The following is a 12567-nucleotide window of genomic DNA, read 5'->3' as shown; positions in this document are numbered from 1 at the left end:
TGGGTGGTCGGGGCTCGGCTCAGTCGCCGGCAGCCGGGTGGCGGGCCGCGGCCGCGGCGGCCAGACTCGCCCCGACCAGTGCGGCCGTGCGGGGCCCTGCGGCGCGGTGCACCGGGATCCCCGTCGTCCCGGTGAGACGGTCTCTGAGGTCAGGCCGGGTGGCGCCGTCGCCGACCAGGACCATCCCGCGGGCCAGGGCGGTGGCGGCCGCCGGCACCGCGTCGGGCCCCTGGGTCATGTCCCGCACCAGGCGGGCGAGCCGGTCGGCGAGCACGCCGACGGTGGTTCCGTTGTCGAGGTCGCAGGTGCCGAGGTTCGCGCGTCGGCCGGCGATGACCTGGCTGTCTCGCAGGACGGCCACCTCGGTGATCTGGGCGCCGACGTCGGCGACGAGCAGCGTGCCGGCGCCGGCCCCGGCGCCGATGGCGGCGGCGCGCACGGTGTCGATGAACAGCAGCCGCGTGGGCGCGAAGACGGCCTCGAGGACTCGCCGGGTGGTGTCCTGGTCGGCCGCTGCCGCCAACAATGGCCGGCACACGACGACCAGCGGTCGGGCCGGCACCCCGACCTGGTGCTGTCGCAGCAGCTGGGCCAGCGCCGTGACGCATCCAGGGCCATCGATGATGCGGCCGCGCCGTACCAGTGGATACCGCCGGGCCGACCGGTCGGTGACCAGGGTGGTGAGCGGCTCGTGGCCGCCCAGCCGGATCCGCAGCTGACCGCTGCCGAGGTCGACGGCGATCGGGCTGGGACGGGTGGTGGACGTCCCGCCGGTGCGGCGGTTTGCGGAGACGGTGCCAGCGGTTTCCGATGGGCGACCGGTGGGGGCCTGGGCGACGGGCATGCTGACCTCTTCTTCCACAGTGGATATGACGATGCGCCGCCCCGAGCGGAGCGGCGTGGGAGATGGCGGAAGCGAGCGGATCTGAGTGAGGTGGTCGACCGGCTCCGGTCAGCCGCTGAACACGCCCGGCGTGTCGATCGGACCCGGACGGCGGGACAGGGGCCGAAGCGCTGGGCGGCGGGGCGGGCGGCGCAACATCGTCGCGGTGCCCTCGGGACGGCCGACCGCGAGGCCCCGGTGACCGGCTGGCACCGGTGACGGAGCCACTACGCTGGCCGTCATCACGCACCTCCTTGCCGGTCAGAACCCTGTGGGACCTCCAGCGTCGGCCGGAAGTGACGGACCGACATGGCCTACGCCCGGCCAACTTTCGGCGTCTTGGTTGCCGGTCGTCGGCGACCTGCCAGGGCCCGGGCTCACCGGCGAGCCAGCCGTAGCCGGCAGCAACAACGGCGGCGACGGGACACCGGACGCCCGGCTATGGTGGGCCGCATGGCAGACCCTCGGCTCCGACTCGACGTCGCTACGCGCAACGCGCTGGCGATGCTCGTGGTCGTGGCTGTGCTCACCGCGACCCGCCAGGCCGGCCGCGCGGTGGGCCGGTGCGTCGCGGTCAGGCTGGCGAGGGCCATCCCGGGCTGTGTTCCGGCCTGGTCGGCCGACCGGGCGCCGCCGGGCCGGCCAGCCGCCGCCTGAACGCGCCGTCCGCACGTCTGAACCACCCGGTCCGTGCCGCGCCCCGAGCCACCGGCCGGGGTCGCCGGCCGATCGGCCGCACCTCGGGGCCCCCTCACCAGCCCTTCCGTACGGAGCACAGGATGAAGATCGAACACACGCCGTTGCCTGGCATCGGGATGCGGCACACCTTCACCACGGCACAGGGCCGCCGGGTCGGGGTGGTCGAGTACCGCGGGCTGGACCGCCGGGATGTCATCTACGACGACCTGGACGACCCGGACAAGACCCGCGTCCTCCGCCTCACCCGGTCCGAGGCGGTCACGCTGGCCGGCCTGCTGGGCCTGCTCGACGTGGTCGCCGGCACCGACCGGAACTGACGAGGCCAGGCACGCCCACTACGACGCGGGGCCAGGCAGCGGCTGGCGCGGCCAGTCCAGCGCTCTCGCGCCGTACACCGCGGCCTGCAGGGTGAACCGGTCGCGCGGGTCGTTCGGGTCGTAGCCGCTGAGCGTCCTGATCCGGTCCAGCCGGTAGGTGACCGTGCGGACGGACACGTGCAACCGGCGGGCGGCCTCGGTGGCTATCCCGCCGGTGGCGAAGTACGCGTCCAGGGTGTCCAGCAGCGGCTGGGCTCCGCCGCGGGCGTGGCGCAGCGGACTGAGCGCCGCCTGGACGAGATCGACGATGGCGGGCTGGTCCCGCAGCAGGACGCGGTAGACGAGCAGGTCGCGGGCGTCGATGACCGCTGTGTCGGCGTTCAGCCGCTGCGCCGTCAGCAACGCCTCGCGGGCCTCCTCGTAGGACCGGGCGATGCCGTACAGGCCGGGGTGCGGGCGGCCGACCGCCACCTGCCACGGGCCGCCACGCGGTAGGCGGTCCAGCTCGGCGTGCATCAGGCGCCCGAGGTCGCCGGCCGACTCCCGGCTGCGGGCGCCCCGATCGGGCGGCACCGCGTCGGCGGGGGCGATGACCACGAGCAGCCCTTCCTTCGTCGCCACCAGCACGTCGCGGTCGCCGAGGCGGTCGAAGATGACGCCCTCCAGCGCGCTGATCGCCGCGTCGGTGTCCGGCAGGCGCCGCCGTGGCGCGGCCAGTGCGACCTGGTGCACCCGGGCCAGGTCCAGCCCGAACGGTTCGGCCCGCTCCACCAGGCCACCCAGGTCGGAGTCGCCGCGCAGCAGGTCGTCGACGAGTTCCCGGCGCAGCGTCTCCTCGCGCCGGACCAGCTCGCGGCGGGCCACGGCGTAACCCTCGGCGAGGGTGGCCACCGCACTGTCGACGACGTGCAGCACCGCCTCGGCCGCCGCGCGTACCACCTCGCTGTCGGTGGAGCTGGTCAGTTGCGGCAGCTGCTGCCACAGCCGCCGCGCCGCCGACAGGTACAGCTGGACGGCCCGCCCCGCCGAGACGCCCTGCTCGGCGGCGCGCCGCCCCAGCACGCCCACGGCGTCGAGCTCGGCGCGCCGGGGCCGCCGCCCGGTCACCGCCGCCTCGGCGAGCAGCCACAGGTAGTCGCCGAGCAGGTCCACCGGCACCCCACCGGCGTCCGCGCTGGCCGCCCGGGCGACCGCCGCCAGGCAGGCGTCCCGGTCCGTCTCGACCGCGGGGGCCTGCCCGGGCCGCCGGGCGCCACCGGTCATCGCCGCCACTCCTCCTGGCCCGTCGCCGGCCCACCGCCGATCCGGTTCCGGCCAGCTTACCGAGGAGGGCCGCGAAAGCCGCCGAAGCGGGCCGCCGCAGCGGGCCGCCGCGCCACCGGTGAACCGGCGGACATAGCCGTTCCGCTTCGGGGTATGCGCGCGCGGCAGGCTCGAGCAGGCCTGTGACCCGACGGCGTGATCAGGGGCAGATGGCGCGAGATGTGGTGGAGCTGCGCGTACACGGGGTCACCGGGGTGCGGGCGGAGGAACTGCTGGACCACCCGGTGGTGGTCCGGGTGGCCGGTGACGACCACGCGGGGTTCTACCGCCCACGCCCGGGCTACGGGGTCGAGTCCGGGCCGGGCGGGGGCGCGGTCGAGGCGTACCAGTGGCGGAACCTGACCTCGGGGCGGATCGCGCGTGCCCTGTCGCTGCTGTTCCTGCTGCCGTTCATGTTCAGCAACCTGGCGGCGTGGGTGCGGCCGCCGGTGGGTGAGGGCGGCACCATGAAGGCCCTGTGCCGCCTGCTCGGCGCCACCGTCACGGCAGTTTTCGTGCTGTCGATCGTCGGTGTCGCCCTGGACCTCGTCGGCTGGCAGTGCGCGCCGTCCCAGCCGTGCACCGCGGGGCGCCCGTACCTGTCCTGGCTCGGCGCGCTGCCAGCCGGGCCGCGACTGGTCGTCCTCGCCGCGCTGCCGGCCGCCGCGATCCGCCTGGTCTGGTGGGTCGGAGCGCGCTCCGCGCGCGCGTACGAAGGCTTCGCGTACGAAGGCTTCCAGTCGACGTACGACACCTCCCGTGCCCCGGCCGGCGATCGCCTCGAAACTCGTTGGTTCTGGCACGGGGAGGCACTCGTCGGACGGCTCCGGTCGATCCACGTGGCGATCGCGTACGGCGTGCTGGACCTCAGCGTCCTCGTCGCGCTCACCACCGAGGACCGCAGCCCGATCGGTGGTGCCCTCGTCGTCGCTGCCGGGCTGCTCGTGGCCGTCTGCGTGGTGCTGCTCTGCCTGCCCGGGTTGAGCGCCCCGCCCACGGGCTGGGACTGGACCAGGGCGCTCATCCGGCCGCTGCGGATCGCGGCCGTCGCGATCACGGTCCTCACCGGCGGGTACGCCCTCCTGCCGCGGGCCCCCGTACCCGTGGACCAGCCCATGCCCGGCTTCGCCGTCAGTGTCAGCGCGGTGATCGTCGCGCAGGCCGCGCTGCTCACTGCGCTCGCCGTGGTCGCGCTGTGGCAGCAACGCGCGGCACGACCCGAGGCGCGGGCGTTCTTCCAGGGCCTGGGTGCCCCGATCGTCGGCGCGGTCTCGGTCGGTCTCGCGGCAACCTACAGCGCCGGGCTCGACTACCGGGTGGCGGACTTCCTGGACCGGGGCGAAATCCCGGGTCTGGAGCATCCACCGCCGCCCGGCACCCCGCCACTGGATCCGCCGGTCGCCTACCGGTGGGAGGCGTTGGGTGCGTTTGCCGCTGTGCTGCTGGTCGTCATCTTCGGGTTGTACGCCGGCCGGTTCCGGCGGCGCCGGCGGGAGCGGCAGGCGGAGCGGATCAGCCGGGAGGACTTTCCCGACGCGCCGCCGCAGGCCGCCGCGCGGCTGCAGAGCGTGCGCCGGGTGATCAGCCGGGCCCGCCTGGCTGAGCAGTTCAGCCCGTTGATCATCGTGTACCTCGTGCTCTCCGTGCTCAGCCTCGCGTTCACCGCGTTCGACCTGGCCGGGATCGGGCCGACCCAGCTGACCCAGCGGGTCACCGGGAACAACGCCAGGCTGGTGGCGGCCGCGGCCGTGGCGATCGACGTGGCGACGTCCTCGCTGGGGTTGGTCATCGTCGGTCTGCTGGTGGTCGGCGTCCTGGCCGCCGTCTCCCTGAACGTGCGGCGTGCCGTGGGGGTGCTGTGGGATCTGGGCACCTTCTTCCCCCGGACGGCCCATCCGTTCGCGCCACCCAGCTACGGCGAGCGGGCGGTGCCGGAGCTCGCCAAGCGGGTGAGCGCACTGGCCCGAGACCGGAAGGTGGTGCTCTCCGGGCACAGCCACGGTTCCGCGCTGGCGGCGGCGGTCATCCTGCAACTGCCGCCGGAGACGCTGCACCGGGTCGCCCTGCTCACCTACGGCTCCCCGCTGCGCCGGCTCTACGCGCACCTGTCGCCGGCCTACTTCGGCGAGCGGGCCCTGCGCGAGATCGGCGAGCGTGTCGGGTGGCGCTGGCGCAACCTGTGGCGGAACACCGATCCGGTCAGTGGGGCGATCTTCTCCACCCATCGGCCCGGCGAACCACCCGCCGTCGGCGGGCCGGCCGGCCGCGTCGATGTGCGGCTGCGCGACCCGCGCGGGGTCACCGTCCCGCCGATGGACACCGTCCCGCCCCCCATCGAGGGACACTGGCCGTACCACACCGACCCGCGTTACCCCGCCGTCGTCATCGAGCTCGCAGACTGCCTCGACCGGCAGCAGTCCGCCGAGGGTGGGCGAACGGCGCCCGGGTGACGGGCTTGTCAACGGCCCGGATTTCCCCGCCGCCGACCAGCACGGGCCGGTGTTGCAGGTCCGGACCTGCGGCGGGTGCGGCGCGCCGTGGCCGTGCGCGACGCGGCGGCGCCCGACTGGTCCCGTGTCGTTCTCGATTTCACCCCGAGCCACGCATTCGCCTAGCCAACCGTGCGTGCGTAGCGTGCTGCCGGTTCGAGCCATAATGCGGCAATGAGAGAGGAATTTGTTCATATACACCTGACTTAGGTGATTTGGCGACTAACGTGACGGCTGTCGAATTGGGAGAGAGGGCGAAAGTGACCAGCCATGACCTGCCCGCGGCGGCAGACAGCCGAAGGACAGCCTGATGCGCCGGTCTACGGCGCTGCGCGCCACTGCCGTCCTGACCGTGTTCCTGGCGGTGCTGCTCAGCGGCGCCTATCTGGCCGGCCGGTCCCAGTTGCCGAAAGCGGCACCGCCCGACGACACGCCGTCTGCCACCGCATCCCCCGTCCCCGCCGGTGTCCTGATGACCACCGGCTCGGCGCAGGTGGCGCTGACCTTCAACGACGGACCCGACCCCACGTGGACCCCGCTCGTCCTCAAGGCGCTGCGCCAGTTCCACGTCAAGGCGACGTTCTGCCTGCTCGGCAAGCACGCCCAGGCGTATCCGGAACTTGTGCGGGCCATCGTGGCCGACGGTCACACGGTGTGCAACCACACCTGGAACGAAGACCTCGACCTCGGCAGCCGGCCACGTCTGGAGATTGAGGGCGATCTGCTCCGTACCAGCCAGGCCATCCACGCCGCCGCGCCGCACGCCCCGATCAAGTACTTCCGGCAGCCGGGCGGGAACTGGACGCCACAGCTCGTCGCTATCGCCCAGGACCTGGGCATGACCAGCCTGCACTGGGTAGTGGACCCCCGGGACTGGGAGGAACCGCAGGCAACCGCCATCATCTCTACCGTCTCGAAGGGCACCGGAGCGGGCTCCATCGTGCTCTTCCACGACGGCGGCGGCGACCGGCAGAACACCGTCACGGCCCTCACGACCCTTCTGCCGGACCTGCTGAGCCGCTTCCAGCTCGAGGCGTTGCCCGTTGACGTGCCTGTGGCCGGCCAGACCAGGGCGCCATCACCATCTCTGGAGCAGGGCGGGCAACCGTAGGGCACCGCAGCCGACCAGGCCGGGCCCGCAATAGCCATCTGCCTACCGGGCCGAGCAGCAGGCCGCAGTGGAAGCACGGCGGATCGGTGTTCGAGGTCGTCAGTGTGAGAAAATCCGATCCGCTCGTGCCGGTGCGGTGTCATGCGCCGGTAACGGTGGGCCCGTCTGAGCGTCCCGCCGGAGACGGCCGTGATGCCGACGATGCGGGGCGGGCCCGCAGGTGCAGGCGTTCGCCCTGCCGGCCGAACAGGCTGAGGAACTCGACCGGTTCGGCGTCGGCGGCCCCGAACCAGTGCGGTACGCGGGTGTCGAACTCGGCCGCCTCGCCGGGGGAGAGCACCAGGTCGTGCTCGCCGAGGACGAGCCGCAGCCGCCCGTTGAGGACGTAGAGCCATTCGTAGCCCTCGTGGGTCTGCAGGTCGGGTTTGCTTCGCCGCCCGTCGGCACGGATCACCAGCTTGTACGCCTGGATGCCGCCGGCCCGGCGGGTCAGCGGCAACATGGTCATGCCGTGGCGGGTGACCGGGCGTAGGTGGATGCGCGGGTCGCCGGTGGGTGGGGCGCCGACGAGTTCGTCGAGCGTGACGTCGTGGGCTCTGGCCAGGGGGAGCAGGAGTTCGAGAGTCGGCCGGCGGGTGCCGGACTCCAGCCGGGACAGCGTGCTCACCGAGATGCCGGTCGTTGCCGACAGTTCGGCCAGCGTGGTGTCGCGCTGCTGGCGCAGCGCGCGGAGCCGGGGACCGACCGCGTCGAGCGCTTGGTCGAGGTCGTCGTCCATGCTGCCATCTTGCCGTAATAGCAACAGAGCTTGCCACTCTTGCCAAGCCCGTCGCATGGTTGCCGCGGGAGGTGGTCAGGGTGACCGATCAGCTGAGGAACGGCTACGACGTGGTGGTGATCGGCGGGGGCGCCGCGGGGTTGAGCGGGGCGTTGATGCTCGCCCGGGCGCGCCGGTCGGTGGTGGTGCTCGACGGGGGTGCCCCGCGCAACGCCCCGGCCGAGGGGGTGCACGGGTTGCTGGCCCGCGAGGGTGTGCCGCCGGCCGAGTTGCTGGCGCGCGGCCGGGCGGAAGTCCGTGGCTATGGTGGCCACGTGGTGGCCGGCGAGGTGGATGCCACAACGCGTGAGGGCGACGGGTTCGCGGTGGCGCTGGTCGACGGCCGGACGGTGCGGGCGCGCCGGTTGCTGGTGGCCACCGGGCTGGTGGACGAACTGCCGGACCTGCCGGGACTGCGCGCCAGGTGGGGGCGGGACGTGCTGCACTGCCCGTATTGCCATGGTTGGGAGGTCCGGGACCAGGCGATCGGGGTGGTGGCCACCGGGCCGTTGTCGGTGCATCAGGCGTTGCTGTTCCGCCAGTGGAGCGCCGATGTCACCTTCTTCACCCACACCATGCCACCGCCCGGCGATGAGGAAGCAGAACAGTTGGCCGCCCGTGGCATCCGGGTGGTGGACGGCGAGGTGGCGTCCCTGGAGATCGTCGAGGACCGCCTCGTGGGTGTACGGCTCAGCGACGGCCGGGTGGTCCGCCGCGACGCCCTGGTGGTGTCGTCGCGGATGGTGGCACGCGTCGGGTTCCTGGCGGCGCTCGGGCTGCGGCCGGCGGCACACCCGGCGGGGGCCGGCGAGCACCTTCCCGCCGATCCGACCGGCCGTACCGAGGTACCCGGGGTGTGGGTTGCGGGCAACGCCACCGATCTTGCCGCTCAGGTCGGTGGTGCCGCCGCAGCGGGCGCCGCCGCGGCCGCCCAGATCAACGCCGACCTGGTCGCCGAGGACACCCGGCAGGCGGTGGCCGCTTACCGAAACCCCTTCTCGGCCCGATCCGAGGCACGGATCAGCGAGCTGGTGACGGGCGACCGTCGCCACGGCCTGTGAATGGGGAGATGAGCCACGGTCAGCTCAGGTCATCAGATAACGAAACCGCTCCAGGATGATGATGACGAACGCGACGAGCAGCGGTGCGGCGACCATGTCGAGGAATCGGAGGGTCGCCGGCCGCGCCGGTCGCGCGGTGAGCTGCACCGTGATCCGGGCGATGAGCGCCACCAGCAGCAGGGCGAGCACGGCCGCCTGGACCGGCCCGGAACGCGCCATGCTGAGAGCGATGTCAGTCATTCCGCCTCCATTCATCGCCTCCGGCGGTGATGCAGCACGTCCCGGCCCAGCTCGATCAGGGCGACCAGCGACGCGATCACGGTGAGGGTGGCGATCCCGAGCAGCGGCGTCCACAGGTGCAGATGGATCATCCCCTGCGCGACCAGGACGCCGAGGGCGAGGCTGAGCGCGACGCCGACGACGAACCGGCTGAGGCCGTCCGGTATCCGGATCAGCCGTGCGCAGGCCAGTCCCGGCGCCACGGAGAGGTAGCCGAGGACGCTGACCGTCCGCAGGATGCCCGGCACGTCCCAGAGGACGAGGGCGAGAATGGCGTCGCCGGCGACGAGCGTCACCAACGCCGGCCATGGCGTGGGCGACGGGAAGTCCCCCAGCGAGGAAGAGGCACGTCGGCCGGGAAGACCTGGATTCGCATCGATCTCGGGCTCGGCGATCTGGGTCACCGGCCGCCCCTTTCGCTGTTGGCGAGGACGTAGATCCTCGCCTCCGGATTGGAGTAGACGAGCTTGAAGTCCCCTGAGCCGACGACCTCGCGTTCCAGGGCCTCGCCCCAGCCCCGCGGCTTGCCCAGGAACGACTCCGCGAAGACGAACTGTCCCTTTGTGATGATCAGGTATGAGCCCTTCGGGTTGCTCCGCATCTCCGCCTCGATCGCGATGGCCGTCGTCGGTCCGAGGTCCTGGCCGAGGGGTAGGTACTGGTACCGTTCGACGCCCTGCGCCCGCCAGGGGACGTTGGAGGTGACCGAGACGAGCGAGACGCCCGCCGGGGCGTTGGCGTAGAGCCACTCCACGGCCCGGTGGTCGGCCGGGCGCACCTGCTCGAAGGCGTCGTTACCGTATCGGGCGACGAAGAACGCGCCGATGAGGACGCTGCTCAGCGCGCTCGCCATGAGGGCCGCGGGTACGCGACGCCGCGCCGGCCACACCGGGACCAGCAGCGCGGCCAGAAGGATCGCCATGAACGGCAGGGCGAAGGCGTAGACCCGGAGGAAGATCTCGCCGCCGTAGCTCTGCATCGCCAGGAGGAGGAACGGTGCCCCGGCGAGCGCCAGGAGCCCCAGGACGGCCTGTCCCCGACGCATTCGTCGCCACGCGCCGACGGCCGCCAGCCCCCAGACCGTCAGCGCGAGACCGACCCGCAGCAGCACCACCATCTGGTGGCCCGTGTCGCCTCGCACCCGTTCGACCGCTCCAGCTTTGACGGTGCCGCCGACTTTCCCGAAGGAGCCGAACATGTCGTGCAGGTGCCCCTGCCAGTACGCGATAGCGCCGTAGCTGATGTATGCCATCAGCACGACGGCGAGCAGGACCGGAAGCGTACGGAGCGTGCAGCGGCGGACCAGCACCAGCGCACCGACGCTGACCACGATCGCGATCGGGGTGAGTTGGTGGCTCACGGTACTGGCCGCGAAGATGGCGAGGACCACCGCTACCAGACCGACCAGCGTTGCCGGGCTGGCCTGATCGGCCACCGAATCGAGCAGCAGCGGCCTCGGCGGGAGCCGGAACAGGCGCCGCAGCAAACCGACCAGGCTTCCCAGGGACCGCTGGCGGTACAGGCCATCGGACCGGATCGGGTGGAACCAGCGGAGCAGCACCATCAGCAGAGCCAGGTAGAAGAGGTAGTTCATCGCCTGCGGGCCGAAATAATCCTGCCCCACCCAGTTGGCTGGGAAGAACAGCCAGAGGGCGAGCCACGCCGACCGCGGGTCAGGCGACATCACCCGGGCCAGCCGGAACACCCCAGCGCCGTAGAGCAGGTTGAACCCCACGGGCGCCCAGGCGAGCAGCGGCATGGCGTCAGGCATCCCGGCCGCCCGCGTCGCCATGGCCGTCAGCGCGAAGAACCCGGGCCAGCTGAAACGGGCGTCCAACTCCGGCAAGGTCTCCCCGGTACGGGCGATGTAGTCGGCGAAGCCGACATGCAGCCAGCCCGAGATCACGCGCGGCAGTGGCTCGATGATCGGCGCCGCGCCGAAAAGCAGGATGACGAGCACCACCACGTGCGCGGCGAGCAGGGCGTCGGACGCCGGGCGGGTGCGGAACACCCCGCGGAGGAAGCTCGCGGTCAGCAGGGCCAGTGCGACGTACAACTCGGGGCGGAGGGCGGTGACCAGGCCGAGCGAACCGATGTCGGCGGCGTCCCCCCGCTCCAGGGCCCAGACCCCGAGCGCGAGCGCCGCCGTGGGCGCCGCATACTCGGCGCCCCCGAGCAGACCGGTTCGTATCCGTTGACCGGCTGTGGCCGGAGCGGCCAGCAGGGCCGCGTCGCCGCTCACGACCCGGCCCTCAACAGCCGCATCATCGACGGGAGGACCGCACCCATCACCACGACCTGTCCGGTGAGGTACGCCACGCCGACCCCGGCCACCCCGATCTCGGCCATCGCGACCAGCGCCAGCGACACGACCAGGGTGCTCGTGGCCGCCTGCACGAGGATGATCCGCCCCACCCGGCGTTGCACCCGCGATGCCGCGACGAAGACGGTCAGCACCAGCTTGGGCAGCACCGCGACGGCGAAGAGCCGCAGGGTGCCCGAGCCGGTTGCGGCGTAGTTACTGCCGAACAGGGCCAGCAGCAGCGGTGCCGACACCCAGAGCAGGACGACCGCCGGTACGAAAAGGAGCAGCCCCCGGCGCAGCATCTGCCGCGCGTACGCCGCGAGTCGCGATTCGTCGGCGGCGCTCTCCACGGTCAGCGAGGTGCCGAAGTGGTACGCCACCAGTTCCAGGGAGCCGCCGAGCAGCCAGGCCACGTAGAAGACGCCATTGGCCTCCGCGCCCAGCCGGGCGGTCACGATCAACGGCAGAGCGTTCGTGCCGGCCTGCATGAACAGGTATCCGACGTAGTCCAGCGCCACGAACCGGGCGAGCCCCCGACGATCCGGCAGCGCCGCTTCGGTGCGACGTGCCCGCTGCCGGGGCAGCAGCCGGCGGAAGACGAGCACGTTGACGGGGATGAGCGCCGCGACGACCGCCAGGTTCCACGAGATGAAGATGCCCAGGCTCGGTACGGCGCCGGCGAGCAGCACCAGCAGCGCGATCTTGGCGAGCCCGAAGGCGGTGTTCTCGATCGGGACCCAGACGACACCGCGCAGGGCGGTCAGCACGCTGTCCTGCAGGGTGAAGACGCACCAGCCGGCGACGGAGAGGATGAACGCCACGGCGATCAGAGGCGTGCGGTGCAGGAAATCGAGCCGGTCGGTGACCAGGGGAGCGAGCAGCAGGAAACCGCCGCCGAGGGTGAGCGCCGCAAGGCAGGTGACCCCGTAGGCGTACCCGACCAGCCGGCTGCCCTGCGCCGCCGCGGTTGGCAGGAAGCGGGCGATTGCTCCGTTCAGATTGAGCTGGGAGAGGTTGCTCAGGAACGTCATCGTGGACACCGTCGCCGCCCCGACGCCGACTTCGGCCGGCGAGTAGAGGCGGGCGGCGAGCGCCCAGTACGTGATGCCGAGCAGCGAGCTCACCGCCGTGTTGAGCATCAGCGCGTAGACGTTGCCGTTCAACGGGTCGCGCAGGTGCTGGCGCAGCCGTACGCCGATCGGCTCGGCGACGGTGCCGACGCCGGGAGCGGAGCCACCGACCGGAACATCCACGGTCCTCGCACGTTCGCTCACCAGGTCACCCCTCCTCCTGTCGCGGGTGTT

Annotated in this window: 12 protein-coding genes; 5 read left to right on the top strand and 7 right to left on the bottom strand. The window is 72.3% G+C overall.

All coding sequences use genetic code 11. The features are described from left to right. Positions 1-19: 19 nt before the first annotated feature. On the bottom strand, positions 20-844 hold the full coding sequence (locus tag ACNAW0_RS09375) for a cell shape-determining protein MreB (protein WP_416287337.1): 825 nt from the start codon (positions 842-844) through the stop codon (positions 20-22). A 492-nt stretch (positions 845-1336) separates the two neighbouring features. Here ACNAW0_RS09375 and ACNAW0_RS09370 point away from each other — a divergent pair, with 492 nt between their 5' ends. Both ACNAW0_RS09370 and ACNAW0_RS09365 read left to right on the top strand, forming a co-directional pair. Then, entirely contained in the window at positions 1337-1540 is a 204-nt protein-coding gene (locus tag ACNAW0_RS09370) for a hypothetical protein (protein WP_416287336.1), read from the top strand. A 122-nt stretch (positions 1541-1662) separates the two neighbouring features. Next, a complete protein-coding gene (locus tag ACNAW0_RS09365; RefSeq protein ID WP_416287335.1) occupies positions 1663-1899 on the top strand; it encodes a potassium transporter TrkA in 237 nt (78 codons plus the stop codon). Positions 1900-1917: 18 nt separating this feature from the next. On the opposite strand, the gene ACNAW0_RS09360 is transcribed toward ACNAW0_RS09365, so the two are convergent. Next, on the bottom strand, positions 1918-3162 hold the full coding sequence (locus ACNAW0_RS09360) for a PucR family transcriptional regulator (protein ID WP_416287334.1): 1245 nt from the start codon (positions 3160-3162) through the stop codon (positions 1918-1920). A 209-nt stretch (positions 3163-3371) separates the two neighbouring features. On the opposite strand from ACNAW0_RS09360, the gene ACNAW0_RS09355 reads away from it, so the two are divergent. Both ACNAW0_RS09355 and ACNAW0_RS09350 read left to right on the top strand, forming a co-directional pair. Further along, on the top strand, positions 3372-5651 hold the full coding sequence (locus ACNAW0_RS09355; RefSeq protein ID WP_416287333.1) for a hypothetical protein: 2280 nt from the start codon (positions 3372-3374) through the stop codon (positions 5649-5651). Between the two features lie 349 nt (positions 5652-6000). Further along, positions 6001-6801: a polysaccharide deacetylase family protein gene (locus ACNAW0_RS09350; protein WP_416287332.1), complete on the top strand. Its 801-nt coding sequence runs from the start codon at positions 6001-6003 to the stop codon at positions 6799-6801. A 139-nt stretch (positions 6802-6940) separates the two neighbouring features. Here the strand turns inward: ACNAW0_RS09350 and ACNAW0_RS09345 are convergent, their stop codons facing one another. Then, complete coding sequence (locus ACNAW0_RS09345; protein WP_416287331.1) at positions 6941-7579, bottom strand: helix-turn-helix domain-containing protein; 639 nt, start codon at positions 7577-7579, stop codon at positions 6941-6943. A gap of 80 nt (positions 7580-7659) precedes the next feature. Here ACNAW0_RS09345 and ACNAW0_RS09340 point away from each other — a divergent pair, with 80 nt between their 5' ends. Beyond that, positions 7660-8679: an NAD(P)/FAD-dependent oxidoreductase gene (locus ACNAW0_RS09340; RefSeq protein ID WP_416287330.1), complete on the top strand. Its 1020-nt coding sequence runs from the start codon at positions 7660-7662 to the stop codon at positions 8677-8679. A 24-nt stretch (positions 8680-8703) separates the two neighbouring features. Here the strand turns inward: ACNAW0_RS09340 and ACNAW0_RS09335 are convergent, their stop codons facing one another. The 4 genes from ACNAW0_RS09335 to ACNAW0_RS09320 are packed head-to-tail and all read right to left on the bottom strand — an operon-like array spanning position 8704 to position 12537. After that, entirely contained in the window at positions 8704-8919 is a 216-nt protein-coding gene (locus tag ACNAW0_RS09335) for a hypothetical protein (RefSeq protein ID WP_416287329.1), read from the bottom strand. Between the two features lie 11 nt (positions 8920-8930). After that, a complete protein-coding gene (locus ACNAW0_RS09330; protein WP_416287328.1) occupies positions 8931-9362 on the bottom strand; it encodes a hypothetical protein in 432 nt (143 codons plus the stop codon). Beyond that, positions 9359-11200 (bottom strand): hypothetical protein, encoded by a 1842-nt coding sequence (locus tag ACNAW0_RS09325; RefSeq protein WP_416287327.1) that lies wholly within the window; start codon positions 11198-11200, stop codon positions 9359-9361. Before ACNAW0_RS09325 ends, ACNAW0_RS09330 begins: the two co-directional genes overlap by 4 nt. Next, the gene (locus ACNAW0_RS09320; protein WP_416287326.1) at positions 11197-12537 is read right to left on the bottom strand and encodes a lipopolysaccharide biosynthesis protein; all 1341 of its coding nucleotides are present in this window, start codon (positions 12535-12537) and stop codon (positions 11197-11199) included. Before ACNAW0_RS09320 ends, ACNAW0_RS09325 begins: the two co-directional genes overlap by 4 nt. Between the last annotated feature and the right edge of the window lie 30 nt (positions 12538-12567).

The sequence above is a fragment of the Micromonospora sp. SL1-18 genome, from assembly GCF_047921505.1.
Taxonomy (GTDB): Bacteria; Actinomycetota; Actinomycetes; order Mycobacteriales; family Micromonosporaceae; genus Micromonospora.
Note: the sequence above shows the minus strand (reverse complement) of the source record. Positions and strands in the feature narration are given on the sequence as shown.

Coding starts and splice junctions, on each gene's coding strand:
- ACNAW0_RS09355 (WP_416287333.1), top strand. CDS start 3,372: ATGGCGCGAGATGTGGTGGAGCTGCGCGTACACGGGGTCACCGGGGTG.
- ACNAW0_RS09365 (WP_416287335.1), top strand. CDS start 1,663: ATGAAGATCGAACACACGCCGTTGCCTGGCATCGGGATGCGGCACACC.
- ACNAW0_RS09360 (WP_416287334.1), bottom strand. CDS start 3,162: ATGACCGGTGGCGCCCGGCGGCCCGGGCAGGCCCCCGCGGTCGAGACG.
- ACNAW0_RS09335 (WP_416287329.1), bottom strand. CDS start 8,919: ATGACTGACATCGCTCTCAGCATGGCGCGTTCCGGGCCGGTCCAGGCG.
- ACNAW0_RS09350 (WP_416287332.1), top strand. CDS start 6,001: ATGCGCCGGTCTACGGCGCTGCGCGCCACTGCCGTCCTGACCGTGTTC.
- ACNAW0_RS09345 (WP_416287331.1), bottom strand. CDS start 7,579: ATGGACGACGACCTCGACCAAGCGCTCGACGCGGTCGGTCCCCGGCTC.
- ACNAW0_RS09370 (WP_416287336.1), top strand. CDS start 1,337: ATGGCAGACCCTCGGCTCCGACTCGACGTCGCTACGCGCAACGCGCTG.
- ACNAW0_RS09375 (WP_416287337.1), bottom strand. CDS start 844: ATGCCCGTCGCCCAGGCCCCCACCGGTCGCCCATCGGAAACCGCTGGC.